Source organism: Stutzerimonas kunmingensis, assembly GCF_014764705.1.
GTDB lineage: Bacteria > Pseudomonadota > Gammaproteobacteria > Pseudomonadales > Pseudomonadaceae > Stutzerimonas.
Genome location: NZ_JACXXG010000025.1, coordinates 1 through 17,108 on the forward strand (window position 1 = coordinate 1; position 17,108 = coordinate 17,108).

Below are 17,108 nucleotides of genomic sequence, written 5' to 3' on the forward strand. Positions count from 1 at the left end.
CACAACGAGCTTTCCGCCAAGCCATTCAAATGGAATAAAACGGCCGAATCGATCATCAGCTCAGTGCACAAAGCTAAACTGGGCGCGATGAAAAATAGATTATTGAACTAACCGCTCAGGACACTAGCGGTAACTTCGGCTTGTTCATTGTCTGTCCTCCGATGCGGTGTAAAACGGAAGACAACCAAAAGAAGCGACCAGCTCCATCTCTAGAGCGTTCGCTGGTGCGGAAATTGCTTTCTCTTGAGTCTGGGCGAATGTCCAGCACGTCTCGTTTACCGGCGTCGGATTCTGGAAACCGCGGTCACGTACCGTCTCCGCCCTTCGGCAAGGCGATAATCGCTACACACAAGAATAAAAGGCCATGTCATGCTCAAGCAGAAGAAATTTCGGCAGGCGACACTGATCGTCATTGCCACGGCAGTGATTCTCATCCTGCCCAACCTGACCCGTATATTCAGCTGAGCGCGCCACCGGCGCGCTGCGAGGAGTTCCCATGCGCGCCCCGATTCTTTCCCTACTGCTGGCTCTGAGCCTGCACGCTTCGGCTGGCGAGATCGATCAGCCCACCGCCGTGCAGATGCTGCAGCGAGCCGACACCGTACTGATCGATGTAAGGACTGCTGACGAGTTCGCCGAAGGAGCGCTGCCCGGCGCGGTCCGCATCGAGACTCCGGATATCGCCGAGCGGATCGGAACACTGGCCCCGGAAAAGGACACACCGGTCGTGCTCTACTGCCGCAGCGGCCGACGCGCCTCCGAAGCGCAGGACGTGCTCGAGAAGCTCGGCTACACACAGGTCATTAACGCCGGCGGCTACGACGAGCTCGCCACTTCCTTACCGAGCGACTGATAGCACCAACGCAACCACCGAGCCCGCTAGCACCACCCATCCGACCGCCGACATAGGGAACTTATGAGCAGCGAGGACCACTGAAAAACGTGGTCTTCGCTGCATCATGCGCACCCTTATCGGAGGATATGAATGAACTGGGACGCCCTGCTCAACGAGACACTCTGGATCAACCTGGCTATCGTGCTGGGGATCACCATCGTCAGCTACCTGGTCCTGCGCACCATCCTTGGGATCGTCACCAGGCGCCTCAACAAACTCGCAACCGGGTCCAAGACCAAGTTCCTCGGCATCACCGCCGAACTGCTTTCACGCACCAGCAATCTGCTGATCCTGGCGTTCTCACTGCTGATCGCACTGAAGACGGTTGAACTGTCGCCTCGCTGGGAATCGACAATGTCCCACGGCTGGTTCATCGCCCTCGCGTTCCAGTTCGCGCTGTGGATGGACACCGGTGTGCGCCTGTGGATGGAGAGCCTGACCCGCGACGGCAAGGCTCGCAATCCGGTCACCACCACCATCATCGGCATCATGATCCGTATCGTGGTCTGGACCATGATGCTGCTATCGATCCTCGCCAACCTGGGTGTCGACATCACCGCCATGGTCGCCAGCCTCGGCGTTGGCGGTATCGCCATCGCCCTGGCAGTACAGACGCTGCTCAGCGACATCTTCGCCTCACTGTCCATCGGCGTGGACAAGCCGTTCGAGATAGGTGACTTCGTGGTATTCGGCGAGGTGGCCGGCAACATCGAGCACATCGGCCTGAAAACCACGCGCATTCGCGCCCTCAGCGGCGAACAGGTGGTCGTATCCAACGCCGACCTGTTGCGGCAGATCGTGCACAACTACAAGCGCATGAACACGCGGCGGATCGTCTTCAAGTTCGGCATCACCTACGACACGCCAACCGAAAAGGTGAAAGAGGTGGCAGAACTGGTGAAGCGCATCATCGAAGGCATCGAAGTGGCGAAGTTCGACCGCGCGCATTTCCTCGGCTTCGACGACAGCCAGCTGACCTTCGAGGTCGTCTACATCATGCAGGTCTCGGACTACAACAAGTACATGGACACCCAGCAGGCGATCAACCTCGCCCTGCTGCAGGGCATTCGCGACATGGACGTGCAGTTCGCCTTCCCCACCCGCAGCATCGAATTCATCGGTGGGCGATTGCCGGAAATCAATGTTGCCGGCGTGCCGCAGGAAAAGCCGGCAGCCAACCAGAACGCCGACGATGCCGACACGCAAATGCTCGGCGCCCGGCCGAGCTGAACCATCCCCCGTCGCCGCCCGTTGGCCGGCGGCGATACCTCGTCCCTTCGCTGCAGCGGCGCAAGCGCCTATGCTGAAGACGGAAGCTGTTCGAACCTGAAAGGATAAGACTCATGACGCTGCTCTGGTTGCTGGTTCTACTGCTCGGCATTGCCGTAATCGCCCACCTGCGCCTGTCGCCGGTGCCGGCACTGGTGTTCGTCGCCACCTACCTGGTCTTCATGACCGCTGCCGACACCTCCGGGGTGGTGGTATTCCTGCTCTGGCTCGCCTTGATCGCCATTGCGGTGCCTCTATTGGTCGCAGACGTGCGCCGCAAGTACTTCAGCGGGCCGATGTTCGACTGGTTCAAGAAGGTGCTACCGCCGATTTCCGCCACCGAGCGCGACGCCATCGACGCCGGTACCGTCTGGTGGGACGGCGAACTCTTTAGCGGCCGCCCGGCGTGGGACACCCTGCTCGGCTATCCGAAGGCGCGCCTCACGGATGAAGAACAGGCCTTTCTCGACGGCCCTACCGAAACCCTCTGCGCCCTGGTCAGCGAATGGGATATCGCCCAGCGCATGGACCTGCCGCCCGCCGCCTGGGACTACATCAAGGCCGAGGGCTTCTTTGCCCTGATCATCCCCAAGGAATATGGCGGCAAGGGCTTCTCCGCCTATGCCCATTCGCAGATCGTGATGAAGCTCGCCACCCGCAGCGGCGACCTTGCCAGCACCGTGATGGTGCCCAACTCCCTCGGCCCGGCCGAGCTGCTGATGCACTACGGCACCGAGGAGCAACGCAACCACTACCTGCCACGCCTGGCCAACGGCACCGACATCCCCTGCTTCGCCCTCACCGGCCCCTACGCCGGGAGCGATGCCGGCGCCATGAACGACAGCGGCGTGATCTGCCGCGGCAAATGGCAAGGCGAGGAAGTGCTCGGCCTGCGCCTGAACTGGGAGAAGCGCTACATCACCCTCGGCCCGGTGGCGACGCTGCTCGGCGTGGCCTTCAAGACCTACGACCCGGACCACCTGCTGGGCGATGAAGAAGAGCTCGGCATCAGCCTGGCGCTGATCCCCACCGACACGCCCGGCGTTGAGATCGGCCGTCGCCATCTGCCGCTGGGCGCAGCCTTCATGAATGGGCCGAACTGGGGCAAGGACGTCTTCGTGCCACTGGAAGCCATCATCGGCGGCCGCGACATGATCGGCAAAGGCTGGATGATGCTGATGAACTGCCTGTCGGTCGGCCGCTCGATCTCCCTGCCGGCGACCGGCACCAGCGCCGCCAAGGTCTGCAGCTACGTGAGCGGTCGCTATGCGCAGGTCCGCGAGCAGTTCAACGTGCCGCTCGCCGCCTTCGAAGGCATCCAGGAACCGCTGGCGCGCATCGGCGGCAACGCCTGGCTGATGGACGCGGCACGTATCCTCACCGCCAACGCCGTCGACCTGGGCGAAAAGCCCTCGGTGCTGTCGGCCATTCTCAAGTACCACCTCACCGAACGCGGCCGCGCCTGCATCACCGACGCCATGGATATCCACGGCGGCAAGGGCATCATCCTCGGGCCGAACAACTACCTCGGCCGGATGTGGCTGTCAGCGCCGATCTCGATCACCGTGGAAGGTGCCAATATCCTCTCGCGCAACCTGATGATCTTCGGCCAGGGCGCGATTCGCTGCCATCCGTTCGTGCTCAAGGAAATGGAGCTGGTCCACGAGCCGGATCGCGAAGCCGCGGTGGTGAAATTCGATGACCTGCTGATGCAGCATATCGGCTTCGCCGTCAGCAACACGGCCAGCACCCTGCTGCTGGGTCTGAGCTTCGGCCTGATGGGGCGTGTGCCGGGGACGAGCGTCACGCAACCCCACTTCCGCGCGCTCAACCGCATCGCCGCAGCCTTCGCCATGCTGGCCGATCTGTCGATGATGCTGCTGGGCGGCGAGCTCAAACGGCGCGAACGGCTGTCGGCGCGCCTGGGCGACGTGCTCAGCCATCTCTACCTCGCCTCGGCGGCGCTCAAACAGTTCCACGACCTCGGCCATCCAACCGAACAGGAGCCGCTGCTGCGCTGGGCGCTGGAGGATTGCCTGGAGAAGGCCGAATCAGCCCTGCAGGACGTGCTGGCCAACTTCCCCAACCGCATCCTCGGACACCTGCTGCATGCGCTGGTGTTCCCCTTCGGTGCGCGGCACAAGGGGCCATCGGACACGCTCGACGCCGAAGTCGCCGCCCTGCTCGGCCGCCCTGAAGGCGATCCGGCGCTGGAACGCATCCTCGACGGCATGCACCGCCCGCAGGACCCCGAGCAGCCGCTCGGCGCGCTGAAGCACGCTTTCGAAATCCTCGCCACCAGCCAGGACGCAGCGAAGAAGCTGGCCAAGGCGCTCAAGTCCGGCGCGGTCATGCCGGCCGCTGGCGAAAGTTCGATCGATGCCGCGCTGGCTGCCGGCGTCATAGATGCCGTGGAGGCCGAGCAGCTGCAGATGGCAGAGCTCGCACGGCGCAAAGTCATCGACGTGGACGACTTCGCCAAGGAGGACCTGGAGTTGCAGGAAGGACGAATCCGCTGATTTCCGACCAGCCCTGCAGCCCGTTCATTGAACGGGCCTGCCCCTGCCATAGCCTGGCGAGCGAACTCCAAACGCCTCGCCGGGCTCCAACCCTGCAAGCCCATCGAACTGCCAGTCGTCATGGATCTTGTCGTTGCTCGTCCCGAAGGCCTCTACTGCCCACCCGGTGATTTCTACATCGATCCCTGGCGTCCGGTCGATCGCGCCGTCATCACCCACGCCCACGGCGACCACGCGCGCTGGGGCATGGGCCATTACCTGGCTTCAAGCGACAGCGAAGGCATTCTGCGTTCACGCATCGCCGCAGATATGCCGCTGCGAACGCTGGCCTATGGGGAATCCATCGAACATCACGGCGTAAAGCTCAGCTTCCACCCGGCCGGCCATGTGCTCGGCTCGGCTCAGGTGCGACTGGAATACAAGGGTGAAGTCTGGGTGGCCTCAGGCGACTACAAGGTCGAGCCGGACGGCACCTGCGCCCCGTTCGAGCCGGTGCGCTGCCACACCTTCATTACCGAATCGACCTTCGGTTTGCCGATCTACAAATGGCCGTCCCAGGCCGAGGTATTCCGCGACATCAATGACTGGTGGCGCGCCAACGCCGCAGCCGGGCGCGCCTCGGTGCTGTTCTGCTACGCCTTCGGCAAGGCGCAGCGCATCCTTCACGGATTGGATGAAAGCATCGGCACCATCGTCGTCCATGGCACGGTGGAGCCACTGAACAAGGTCTATCGCGAAGGCGGCGTCTATCTTCCACCGACCGTTTATGCCGGCGACCTGAAAAAGGGCGACCCTCGCCTGAAGCGTGCCATCATCCTCGCCCCGCCGTCGGCTGGCGGCAGCACCTGGATGCGCCGTTTCGGTGACTATGCCGATGCCTTCGCCAGCGGCTGGATGATGTTGCGCGGCACCCGCCGTAGGCGTGGTGTCGACCGTGGGTTCGTGCTCTCCGATCACGCCGACTGGCCGGGCCTGCTCTGGGCCATCGAGCAGACCGGCGCCGAGCGGGTGATGGTCACCCACGGTTCCGTTCCGATCCTGGTCCGTTATCTGCGTGAGATGCGCGGGCTCGATGCGCAGGCCTTCGAGACCGAATATGGCGACGAAGACGACGCGAACACCCAGGAGGCCGAATGACTAGGCGGATCACCACGCCGCCTTGTAGGAGCGAGCTTGCGCGCAAACCGGCCGCACCACACCGGTACGGAGGCGCCGCATGAAAGCCTTCGCCACTCTCTATAGCCGCCTCGACGCGACCACCTCGAGCAACGCCAAGCTCGCGGCAATGCGCGACTATTTCCGCGAGGCCGATCCGGCCGACGCCGCCTGGGCGGTCTACTTCCTTTCCGGCGGTCGACCTCGCCAACTTGTGCCGACCAAGGTATTGCGCGAAACCGCCATGAAAGTTTCTGCGCTACCGGAATGGCTGTTCGAGGAAAGCTATCAGGCCGTCGGTGATATGGCCGAAACCATCTCGCTGCTGATGCCCGAGGCCAAGCACAGCTCCGACGATGGCCTCGCCGTATGGATGCAGGACAAGCTACTGCCCTTGCGCGGTCTGCCACCAGAGGAGCTGGCCGAGCGCTTGCCGGCACTATGGGCGCAGCTGGACCGGCTCAGCCTGATGGTCTGCATCAAACTGATCACCGGCGCCTTTCGTGTGGGCGTCTCGAAATTGCTGGTCACCCGTGCGCTGGCCTCGCTGGTCGATCTCGATCCGAAACGGGTCGCGCAGCGGCTGGTTGGCTATACCGACCTTTCGCACCGTCCCAGCGCCGAAGGCTACCTCGCGCTGATTGCCGACGAGTCCGAACACGAACATGCGCAGCGCGGCGGCCAGCCCTACCCCTTCTTTCTCGCCCATCCGCTGCAGGCCCCGGTCGAGGAGTTCGACACCCTGCTCAGCGCGCCGGAGAACTGGTTCGTCGAATGGAAGTGGGACGGCATCCGCGCCCAGCTGGTCAAGCGCGACGGGCAGATCTGGGTCTGGTCGCGTGGCGAAGAGCTGGTCAGCGAGCGCTTCCCGGAACTCTGCGAGCTGGCCAGCGAACTGCCGGATGGCACGGTGATCGACGGCGAGATCCTGGTCTGGAAGCACGCGCCGGGCGACCCAGCAACCGAACTCTTCGAGCAGCCGGACCGCGGTGATACCGACACAACCGAACGCTTCGGCGTACAACCCTTCGCCCTGTTGCAACAGCGCATCGGCCGCAAGAACCTGACCGCCAAGGTACTGCAGGATGCGCCGGTGGCGGTGCTCGCCTACGACCTGCTGGAATGGCAGGGCGACGACTGGCGGCAGCGCGAGCACCGCGAACGCCGCCAGCAGCTCGAGGCGGTCGTAGGCCAATGCCCCAGCCCGCAGCTGATGCTTTCGCCGCTGGTGAGTGGAACGGATTGGCAGGACCTGGCCCGCCAGCGCGAATCCTCCCGCTCGTTGGGCGTGGAAGGCATGATGATCAAGGCGCGCGCCGCCCAGTACGGCGTCGGTCGGACCAAGGACGTCGGCGTCTGGTGGAAATGGAAGATCGACCCCTACTCCGTCGATGCCGTGCTGATCTATGCCCAGCGCGGTCATGGCCGCCGCGCCAGCCTCTACACCGATTACACCTTTGCCGTCTGGGACGGCGAGCCGGGCGACCCGGAGCGCAAGCTGGTGCCCTTCGCCAAGGCGTATTCCGGGCTTACCGACGAGGAGATGCGCAAAGTCGACGCCATCGTGCGCAAGACAACCGTGGAGAAGTTCGGCCCCGTGCGCAGCGTGACGCCGACTCTGGTGTTCGAGCTGGGCTTCGAAGGCATCGCCGCCAGCAGCCGGCACAAAAGCGGCATCGCCGTGCGCTTCCCCCGCATGCTGCGCTGGCGCCTCGACAAGCCGGTGGATGAGGCCGATACCCTGACCACCCTGCGGGAATTGCTGGGATGAAACCAAGGCACCCGGCACCCGCTCAGCCCTCACCCCAACCCTCTCCCAGAAGGAGAGGGAGCAAGAGCGGAGCAGTGCCAGGCGAAGATGCCGAGCAGCCACACGATCACTCCCCTCTCCCTCCGGGAGAGGGGGTGAAGGACGGGGCTGAGAGCCTCGCTGCGGGCTGGTTTTCCAGCCGTGCCTGGCAACCCTTCCCGTTCCAGCAGGAGGTGTGGCAAGCGATAGACCATGGTGAATCGGGGCTGCTGCACGCCACCACCGGCTCCGGCAAGACCTACGCTGTCTGGCTCGGAGCCCTGAATCGCTTTGCGACCAAGGCACCCTCTTCCAGCGCGACGGACAAGCCAGCGCCTTTGACGGTGCTCTGGATCACCCCGATGCGCGCATTGGCGGCCGATACCGCGCGTGCTCTGCAAGCACCGTTAGAAGACCTCGAGATCAACTGGAGCATCGGCCTGCGTACCGGCGACACCAGCAGTTCAGAACGCGCGCGCCAGGGAAGACGGCTACCCACCGCGCTGGTGACCACACCGGAAAGCCTGACCCTGCTGCTGACCCGTGCCGATGCGCGCCAGGCCTTCTCGGGCCTGCGCATGCTGGTGGTGGACGAGTGGCATGAGCTGCTGGGCAATAAGCGTGGCGTGCAGCTGCAACTGGCGCTGGCGCGGCTTCGTCAGTGGATGCCGGAGCTCATCGTGTGGGGGCTGTCGGCGACCCTCGGCAACCAGCCCCATGCGCTGGAGGTGTTGTTGCATCCGGGGCGCGGCAAGCTGGTGCAAGGTCGGGTCGACAAGGATCTGCGTGTCGATACCTTGCTGCCGCCGAGCATCGAACGCTTCCCATGGGCCGGCCATCTCGGGCTGCGCATGCTGCCGCAAGTGGTCGAGCAGATCGACTCGGCTGCCACAACGCTGGTCTTTACCAATACCCGCTCCCAGTCGGAAATCTGGTACCAGGCGATCCTCGGCGCGCGGCCGGACTGGGCGGGGCTGATCGCGTTGCACCACGGCTCGCTCGCTCGCGAGGTACGCGACTGGGTGGAGCTGGGCCTCAAACAAGGTGCGCTGAAAGCGGTGGTCTGCACCTCGAGCCTGGATCTCGGCGTCGATTTTTTACCCGTCGAGCGGGTCCTGCAGATCGGTTCGCCCAAGGGCGTGGCTCGGCTGATGCAGCGGGCCGGTCGCTCCGGGCATGCGCCGGGTCGGACTTCCCGCGTCACGCTGGTGCCTACACACAGCGTCGAAGTTGTGGAAGCCGCTGCCGCCCAGATCGCGATCGCCGAACGCCGCATCGAAGCCCGCAGCGCGCCCCATCGACCACTGGACGTACTGGTGCAGCACCTGGTGAGCATGGCGCTGGGCGGTGGGTTTCGTCCGGAAGAATTGTTCGATGAGGTTAGGCAGGCCTGGTCGTACCGCGATCTCACTGGCGATCACTGGCAATGGGCGCTGGCCTTCGTGCGGCACGGCGGGCATTCCCTGACCGCCTACCCGGATTACCAGCGTGTGGAGCCGGACGACACCGGCCTCTGGAAAGTACCCAGTCGCCGCGTGGCGCTGCGCCATCGTATGAGCATCGGCACCATCGTCAGCGACGCCAGCCTGACGGTGAAGTTCTGGGCCAAGGGCGGCAGCGGGCGTTCGCTGGGCAGCATCGAGGAAGGTTTCATCGCGCGCCTGCGCCCCGGCGATAACTTTCTCTTCGGCGGTCGCCTGCTGGAACTGGTGCGGGTCGAGAACATGACCGCCTACGTCAGCCGCGCGACGGGCAAGAAGGCTGCCGTGCCGCGCTGGAACGGCGGGCGCATGCCGCTATCCAGCGAGCTGGCCGATGCCGTGGTCGAGCAGCTCGGTGCTGCCTCGCGCGAGCAGTTCAGCACGCCCGAAATGCGCCTGGTCGAACCGCTGCTTCGCGTCCAGATGGACTGGTCGGCGCTGCCCACCAAGACCACCTTGCTGGCCGAGGTGATGAAGTCCCGCGAAGGCTGGCACCTGTTCCTCTACCCCTTCGCCGGGCGCCATGTGCACCTGGGCCTGGCCAGCCTGCTGGCCTGGCGCATGGGCCAACGGCAGCCGCTGACCTTTTCCATCGCGGTCAACGACTATGGCTTCGAACTGCTTTCGGCCACCGAGGTGGACTGGCTGCACTGGCTGACGCCGGCGCTTTTCAGTGAAAACGACCTGCTGCAAGACGTGCTCGCCAGCCTCAATGCCAGTGAGCTGGCGCGCCGCCGTTTTCGTGAGATCGCGCGCATCGCAGGTTTGGTGTTTTCCGGCTACCCCGGAGCGCAGAAAAGCGCGCGTCAGCTGCAGGCTTCCAGCGGACTGTTCTTTGACGTCTTCCGCCAGTACGACCCGGCCAACCTGCTGCTGACCCAGGCCGAAGAAGAAGTGCTGCGTCAGGAACTGGAGGTCGAGCGGCTGCAGCAGACACTGAAGCGGTTGCAGCAACGACAGCTGGACATACACCAGGTCAAACGCACGACACCCCTAGCTTTCCCGTTGATGGTCGAACGTTTCCGCGAGAGCATGACCTCGGAAAAACTCGCCGACCGCATCCGCCGCGTGGTCGCCGAGCTGGACAAGGCGGCTGGTCCCGGCGGCTATCAGCCAGAAGCGAATGCCAGCATCATGGTCGAACGTGAAACCGCGCCCAAGCGCAAACCGCGGCAGACCAAGGACGGCACGCCACGCCTCAGGAAGCCGAAACGCGCCCCATGACGCTAGCCTCAGCACGCCCATGTCTCACATGAATCCTTACCAGCCCATCGAACTGGCCGGCCGTACGCTCTGGCTGCTTGCGGAAAAGGCCGTCTACTGGCCTGAGCAGCAGGCGTTGCTGATAGCAGATATACATTTCGGCAAGGCCGCAGCCTACCGGCGCCTGGGCCAGCCCGTGCCCCACGGCACCACCGACGCTAACCTGCGCCAGCTGGACGATCTGCTGGCGCGGTACGCCTGCCGCCAGCTGATCTTTCTCGGTGATTTCCTGCACGCGCCGGAGTCCCGTGCACCATCCACGCTGGCCCGTCTGGCCGAATGGCGTGCGCAACATGCGCAACTGGACATCACGCTGGTGCGTGGCAACCACGACCGCCGTGCCGGCGACCCACCGCGCGAGTTGGACATAAGCGTAGTCAGCGAACCGTTACTGCTCGGCCCCTATGCCCTGCAGCATGAGCCGGACCCGCATCCGACCCATCACGTACTCGCTGGCCACGTACATCCAGCCTTTCAGCTACATGGCCGCGGCCGCCAGCGCCTGCGCCTGCCGTGCTTCTGCATCGGAGCGCGGCTCAGCCTGCTGCCGGCCTTTGGCAACTTCACCGGAACGATGACGGTGGCAGCCGAAGACAACTGGCAGATTTATGTGATCGGGGATGGAGAGGTCTGGCCGCTGAGACGCCCTGCGCCCGTCAGGCCTGGGATATGCCCGTGATGGTGATGCCATAACGCTCGGCCAGGCGTGTGGCCGGGGTGTCCTCCAGATCGGGCTCGTGCTCGTGCTCGATCTCCTGATCCGGATACAGCTCTTCTGCCTTGCGACTCACCAGCTCCACAGCCTCATCGATATCCGGCTGGTGGGCCGAGTCGATCTTCAGTGTCGCGGTGTTGCCGTCTTTGTTGTACGCAATGATCCAAGTCGTCATGAAAGTGCCCCTCGCCTTAAAGAAACCCGTGTGAACGTAATAACGCCCATTTTGGTTTTTGTAAGTTTTTAGACCCATCCGGCGTCGGCAGTTCGGTCCCTCACTTCAAAGTTAGCAGCTTTAATTGAATTGCCAGGAACAACCATGCGGACGCCCCGGTCATCCGTATGCAAACACCATGGAGTCGGGAATATGAATGCCTCGCCTCTACGCATTACCGAACCGTCCGAAGAGCATTTGGTGAGCTTGCTGCGCCAGCACGCCGAACCACTGCCCGCTCTGGATGGCCCGCGCTTCGCCGATGCATTCGAACGCTTCGCCGACGCTCGGGTGGTGCTGATCGGTGAAGCCAGCCACGGCACCTCTGAGTTCTACCGCGCCCGGGCCGCGATCACCCGGCGCCTGATCGAGCGCCATGGTTTTTCCATCGTCGCGGTCGAGGCGGATTGGCCCGATGCCGCGCGAATCGACTGCTACTGTCGCCAGCGTGAATCGGTCGCCTGGACAGAGGATGCGTTCAAACGCTTCCCGACCTGGATGTGGCGCAATCGCGAAGTCGGCGCTTTTGTCCGCTGGCTGCACGAGCACAATGCTGCACTTGATGCCGCACGGCGCGTCGAGTTTCGCGGCCTGGACGTTTACAGCCTAGGCAGCTCGATCCGCGAGGTGCTGCGTTACCTCGACCACACCGACCCTGAAGCCGCGGCGGATGCGCGCCAGCGCTATGGCTGTCTGAGCCCCTGGCATGAAGACCCGGCCGACTACGGTCGAAACGTCATGCTCGGCCAGCCAACCTGCGAAAAGGCAGTGATCGAACAGCTGCAGGCCCTGCTCGCCCAGCGTCTCGAATATATCGGCCAGGATGGTGAACGCTTCTTCAACACCGAGCGCAACGCGCGGGTGGTACTTGCCGCGGAGAGTTACTACCGGGCGATGTACCGCGGCTCGACAGAATCCTGGAATCTGCGCGACCGCCACATGTTCGACACCCTGCGGGCTCTGCTCGACCACCGCGGGGCAAACGCGAAAGCGGTAATCTGGGCGCACAACTCGCATATCGGCAATGCTGCGGCGACTTCGATGGGCTGGGGTGGCGAGTTCAACATCGGCGAACTCTGCCGCACCGCCTTCGGTCGCGACGCAGTACTGATCGGCATGGCAACCGATCGCGGCGAGGTGGCAGCGGCGGCCAACTGGGACGAACCGATGCAAATCAAGCAGGTCATCCCGTCACGCTCGGACAGCTGGGAGCAGCTTTTTCTGCGTGCCGGCGTGCCGGCCTCGCTGACCGACTGGCGCGATGATCGCGGCGAATTTCGCAAGGCGCTCAGCCATCCACGGCTTGAGCGTGCGATTGGCGTCATCTACCGGCCGCTGACCGAGCGACAGAGTCACTACTTCCGCGCCATCCTTGCCGAGCAGTTCGATGCGTTGATCTGGTTCGACCAGACGCAGGCGGTGACGCCCATCGGCCCGCAGGACATCGATGCGAGCGTCGTACCGGATACTTACCCGTTCGGCGAGTAAGACGTCATCGCGGCGCCGGAGCGCTGCGACGCCGTCACGCAAGAAAGGGACAGTCGACCGGCTTATGCCACCGGCGCTGGCGGTGGCTGATCGGGCACGGTGGGCTCGCCGGGCTCGGACGGCTGGGTGGGAACGCCTGGCTCCTCCGGATCACCTGGAATGCCGGCGGCGTGCCAGCCATCGGTATCGGCGGCGTGGAAATAGCGATTCGATCGAGCGTCCATAACGTCCTCCACTGCATTAACCCGCAGCTGCGGGCTGGTCTGTAGTAGAGGTCGGGGCAGGCGCTTTCTATCCAACCTTCCGTCGGGCGGCCGACCTGCCCCAGCGGATTACCACATCAGGTCGTCCGGCACCTGATAGGCGGCGTAGGGATCGTCGGCATCCGGCTCCTCGGTGCGGATGTTGAGCTGCACCACCCGCTGCGGGTCGCGCTCCTGAATCTTAAGCGCCGCTTCACGCGGGATCACTTCGTAGCCGCCGCCATGACGAACGATTGCCAGCGAGCCGCTGGCCAGCTTTTCACGCATCAGCTTGTTCACCGACAGCCGCTTGACCTTCTTGTCGTCGACGAAGTTGTAGTAATCCTCGGTGGTCAGCTTCGGCAGACGGCTGGTCTCGATCAACTGCTTGATCTGCGCTGTACGGGCCTTCTGTTCGGCCTTTTGCTGCTGCTGGCGGTTGAGCTCCTGATCGCGGGCGATCTTTTCCGCCTGCGCCTTCAGTGCCGCTTCGCGCTGCGAATCATCCTTCTCGACCTGGCCTTTCTTCTCCAGGCGCTGCTGCTTCTGCTTCTGCTTGACGGCCTGCTTGGCCTGCTTTTCGTTGACCAGCCCGGCTTTGAGCAGCTGATCACGGAGGGAAAGACTCATGTTTCGGCTCGTCTCGTCGTGAGTTCAAGTGGGACGCGGGTGGACGCTTCGGCCGCCCACCGAGCGGCATTGTGGTGGATGTGAAAAGCCACATCCACCCGGAAAGTGCAGTTAGGCGCAGGACGGCGATCGTTCGGCCTTCTTCGCCTCGCCCCAGAGCGCGTCAAGCTCTTCGAGATCGCAGTTCTCGATTGGCCGCCCCGCTTCACGCAAGGCCTGCTCGATGAAGCGAAAACGCCGCTCGAACTTGCCATTCGCGGCACGCAAGGCGTTCTCAGGATCGACCTTGAGATGCCGCGCCAGGTTGACCACAACGAACAGCAGATCACCCAGCTCTTCGGCAATGGCCTGCGGATCGTTCTCGCTCATTGCCTCCAGCACTTCGCCGAGTTCCTCGCGCACCTTGTCCACCACCGGCAGCGCCTCGGGCCAGTCGAAACCGACCTGCGCCGCACGCTTCTGCAGTTTCGCGGCCCGACTGAGCGCCGGCAGCGCGCTGGGCACGTCATCGAGCAAGGACAATTGTTCAGGTGCGGCGGCTTTCTCGGCACGCTCTTCGGCCTTGATCTCCTCCCAGCGCTGCTTGATCGCCGCTTCATCGAGGCGCGGCAGCTCCGGCGAGCCATACAGATCGCCATCGGGGAACACGTGGGGGTGGCGACGGATCAGCTTGCGGGTGATGGCATCGACCACCGTGGCGAACTCGAAGCGCCCTTCCTCCCGGGCCAGCTGGCTGTAGTAGACGACCTGGAACAGCAGGTCCCCCAGCTCGCCGGGCAGATGATCGAAGTCGCCGCTCTCGATGGCATCGGCCACCTCGTAGGCCTCTTCCAGCGTATGCGGCACGATGCTCGCGTAGTTCTGCTGCAGGTCCCACGGGCAACCAAGCTGTGGATCACGCAGCCGGGCCATCAGGTGCAGGAGATCGTTGAGTTGGTACATGGATTCCTCAGCGAATCGAGGGCTGGTGAGGGCGCTGATGGCATCACGGTGGATGTGAAAAACGACATCCGCCCTACGGTTCGGTCTCGGGCAAAACGCCCCAAAACCGTATTGCATCGTAGGGTGGATGACGCTTCAACCATCCACCATGGCGCGGTTGGCGCCGCCGCTGTGCCGAGCCTTACGTGGCTCTTTGGCGCTTGGCTTCGATGATGTTCGGCAGCTGCGAAATACGGCTGAGCAGGCGACCCAGGGCGTTCAGCCCGGGAATCTCGATGGTCAGCGTCATCTGCGCGGTGCTGTCTTCCTTGTTCGAGCGGGTGTTCATCGACAGCACGTTGATGCGCTCGTTGAGCAGCATCTGCGAGATGTCACGCAGCAAGCCGGCGCGGTCGTAGGCGCGGATCATGATTTCCACCGGATAGGTCTTCTCCGGTACAGGACCCCAGCTGACCTGGATGATCCGCTCCGGCTCGCGCCCGGCCAGTTGCAGCACGGACGGGCAGTCCTGACGGTGGATACTGACACCGCGCCCCTGGGTGATGTAACCGACGATGGGATCGCCCGGCAGCGGCTGGCAGCAGCCGGCCATCTGCGTCAGCAGGTTGCCGACGCCCTGGATCTGCACGTCGCCGCGCTTGCCCGGCTTGTACGGCGCCGAGCGCCGCGGAATCAGCTCCAGCTGGTCGTAACCGCGCTCCGGCTCGACCAGCTGCTGCGCCATGTTGACCAGGTGCGCCAGGCGCAGGTCGCCGGCGCCAAGGGCGGCGAACATGTCCTCGGCGTTCTTCAGGTTGGCCTTTTCGGCCAGCTTGTCGAAGTCCACCGGCGGCAGATCCAGACGTCCCAGTTCGCGCTCCAGCAGCGCCTTGCCGGCGGCGACGTTCTGGTCACGAGCCTGCAGTTTGAACCAGTGGACGATCTTCGCCCGCGAGCGTGAGGTGGTGATGTAGCCCAGGTTCGGGTTCAGCCAGTCGCGGCTCGGCGAGCCGTGCTTGCTGGTGATGATCTCCACCTGCTCGCCGGTCTGCAGGCTGTAGTTGAGCGGCACGATGCGCCCGTTGATCTTGGCACCGCGACAGTTGTGGCCGATCTCGGTATGCACTCGATAGGCGAAGTCCAGCGGCGTGGCGCCCTTGGGCAGGTCGATGGCATGGCCGTCCGGGGTGAACACGTAGACCCGATCCGGCTCGATATCCACCCGCAGCTGGTCGGCCAGGCCACCGATGTCGCCCAGCTCTTCGTGCCATTCGAGCACCTGACGCAACCAGGCGATCTTCTCCTCGTAATGGTCGGAGCCGGAATTGACATCGGTGCCCTTGTAGCGCCAGTGCGCGCAGACGCCCAGCTCGGCCTCTTCGTGCATGGCGTGGGTGCGAATCTGCACCTCCAGCACCTTACCCTCCGGGCCGATCACCGCGGTGTGCAGCGAGCGATAGCCGTTCTCCTTGGGGTTGGCGATGTAGTCGTCGAACTCCTTCGGAATGTGCCGCCACAGGGTATGCACGATCCCCAGCGCGGTGTAGCAATCGCGAACTTCCGGCACCAGCACACGAACGGCGCGAACGTCGTAGATCTGGCTGAACTGCAGGCCTTTCTTCTGCATCTTTCGCCAGATGGAATAGATGTGCTTGGCACGCCCGTCGATGTCGGGCTGGATGCCGGTCGCAGTCAGTTCGTCCCTGAGCTGCTGCACGACGTTCTGGATGTACTGTTCGCGATCGAGGCGACGCTCGTGCAAGAGCTGGGCGATCTGCTTGTACTGCTCGGGCTCGAGGTAGCGGAAAGACAGGTCCTCCAGCTCCCACTTGATATGGCCGATGCCCAGGCGATGGGCCAGCGGCGCGTAGATATCGAAGACTTCGCGGGCCACCCGTTGACGCTTCTCGTCGTCGGCCAGCTTCACCGCGCGAATGGCACAGGTGCGCTCGGCCAGCTTGATCAGCGCGACGCGCACGTCATCGACCATGGCCACCAGCATCTTGCGCAGGTTTTCCACCTGCGCCTGGGAGCCGAGCACGAGCGATTCGCGTGGGTTGAGACTGGCGCTGATCGCCGCCATGCGAAGCACGCCTTCGACCAGCTTGGCCACCACCGGGCCAAAACGCTGGTTCACATCGGCCAACTGGATCTTGCCTTCGCGCACGCCACGGTAGATAACGGCGGCGACCAGGCTGTCCTGGTCCAGCTTGAGGTCGGCGAGGATCTCGGCGATCTCGAGGCCGATCTGGTAGCTGGAGGTGCCTTCACTCCAGAGGTTCTGCGCCGCATTGGCCTGCTGTTCCGCCTCGCGGGCAAACTCGCAGGCCTCCTTAAGAGCCGCGCGGTCGAGTGCCGGGTCCATCCCCAGCACATGATCGAGCCAGCCATCCAGGTTGATACTACCGTCCGTATTGATCGGCTGAAGCGCTCTGACCTGTACCATCTAAACCTTCCCTTCTGCGCAGCTAATGCGCCATGAACGCCGGCATTCTGCGTGCCGGTCGGTTGAACCACAGGCAATTCG

Annotated in this window: 13 protein-coding genes; 8 read left to right on the top strand and 5 right to left on the bottom strand. The window is 63.8% G+C overall.

Going from position 1 to position 17,108, the window contains the following annotated elements; all coding sequences use genetic code 11:
* Window positions 1-496 precede the first annotated feature (496 nt).
* The 7 genes from IEG05_RS17015 (at window position 497) to pdeM (ending at window position 11,050) form a co-directional block, all read left to right on the top strand.
* Entirely contained in the window at window positions 497-853 is a 357-nt protein-coding gene (locus tag IEG05_RS17015) for a rhodanese-like domain-containing protein (RefSeq protein ID WP_046621126.1), read from the top strand.
* Between the two features lie 132 nt (window positions 854-985).
* A complete protein-coding gene (locus IEG05_RS17020; protein ID WP_046621128.1) occupies window positions 986-2,125 on the top strand; it encodes a mechanosensitive ion channel family protein in 1,140 nt (379 codons plus the stop codon).
* 113 nt (window positions 2,126-2,238) lie between these two features.
* Window positions 2,239-4,683 (top strand): acyl-CoA dehydrogenase, encoded by a 2,445-nt coding sequence (locus IEG05_RS17025; RefSeq protein WP_046621131.1) that lies wholly within the window; start codon window positions 2,239-2,241, stop codon window positions 4,681-4,683.
* Between the two features lie 120 nt (window positions 4,684-4,803).
* On the top strand, window positions 4,804-5,820 hold the full coding sequence (locus IEG05_RS17030; RefSeq protein WP_046621133.1) for a ligase-associated DNA damage response exonuclease: 1,017 nt from the start codon (window positions 4,804-4,806) through the stop codon (window positions 5,818-5,820).
* Window positions 5,821-5,899: 79 nt separating this feature from the next.
* Entirely contained in the window at window positions 5,900-7,609 is a 1,710-nt protein-coding gene (locus IEG05_RS17035) for an ATP-dependent DNA ligase (protein WP_046621134.1), read from the top strand.
* A 134-nt stretch (window positions 7,610-7,743) separates the two neighbouring features.
* Entirely contained in the window at window positions 7,744-10,332 is a 2,589-nt protein-coding gene (locus IEG05_RS17040) for a ligase-associated DNA damage response DEXH box helicase (protein ID WP_046621137.1), read from the top strand.
* 28 nt (window positions 10,333-10,360) lie between these two features.
* Entirely contained in the window at window positions 10,361-11,050 is a 690-nt protein-coding gene (pdeM, locus tag IEG05_RS17045; protein WP_046621139.1) for a ligase-associated DNA damage response endonuclease PdeM, read from the top strand.
* On the opposite strand, the gene IEG05_RS17050 is transcribed toward pdeM, so the two are convergent.
* A complete protein-coding gene (locus tag IEG05_RS17050; RefSeq protein WP_023447125.1) occupies window positions 11,028-11,261 on the bottom strand; it encodes a hypothetical protein in 234 nt (77 codons plus the stop codon). The genes pdeM and IEG05_RS17050 overlap by 23 nt on opposite strands.
* A 192-nt stretch (window positions 11,262-11,453) precedes the next feature.
* Here IEG05_RS17050 and IEG05_RS17055 point away from each other — a divergent pair, with 192 nt between their 5' ends.
* Window positions 11,454-12,788 carry an erythromycin esterase family protein gene (locus tag IEG05_RS17055; RefSeq protein ID WP_046621141.1) on the top strand — a complete coding sequence of 445 codons (1,335 nt, stop codon included), beginning with the start codon at window positions 11,454-11,456 and terminating at the stop codon, window positions 12,786-12,788.
* A 62-nt stretch (window positions 12,789-12,850) separates the two neighbouring features.
* Here the strand turns inward: IEG05_RS17055 and IEG05_RS17060 are convergent, their stop codons facing one another.
* The 4 genes from IEG05_RS17060 to relA all read right to left on the bottom strand — a co-directional run bounded on the left by IEG05_RS17060 (window position 12,851) and on the right by relA (window position 17,027).
* Window positions 12,851-13,012, bottom strand: coding sequence for a hypothetical protein (locus IEG05_RS17060; protein ID WP_162488655.1), 162 nt, complete (start codon window positions 13,010-13,012; stop codon window positions 12,851-12,853).
* A gap of 108 nt (window positions 13,013-13,120) precedes the next feature.
* Window positions 13,121-13,660 (bottom strand): DUF2058 domain-containing protein, encoded by a 540-nt coding sequence (locus IEG05_RS17065; RefSeq protein WP_014820031.1) that lies wholly within the window; start codon window positions 13,658-13,660, stop codon window positions 13,121-13,123.
* Between the two features lie 111 nt (window positions 13,661-13,771).
* Window positions 13,772-14,602 carry a nucleoside triphosphate pyrophosphohydrolase gene (gene mazG / locus IEG05_RS17070; RefSeq protein ID WP_046621145.1) on the bottom strand — a complete coding sequence of 277 codons (831 nt, stop codon included), beginning with the start codon at window positions 14,600-14,602 and terminating at the stop codon, window positions 13,772-13,774.
* Window positions 14,603-14,783: 181 nt separating this feature from the next.
* Window positions 14,784-17,027, bottom strand: a complete 2,244-nt coding sequence (gene relA, locus IEG05_RS17075; protein ID WP_003303988.1) for a GTP diphosphokinase — start codon at window positions 17,025-17,027, stop codon at window positions 14,784-14,786.
* Between the last annotated feature and the right edge of the window lie 81 nt (window positions 17,028-17,108).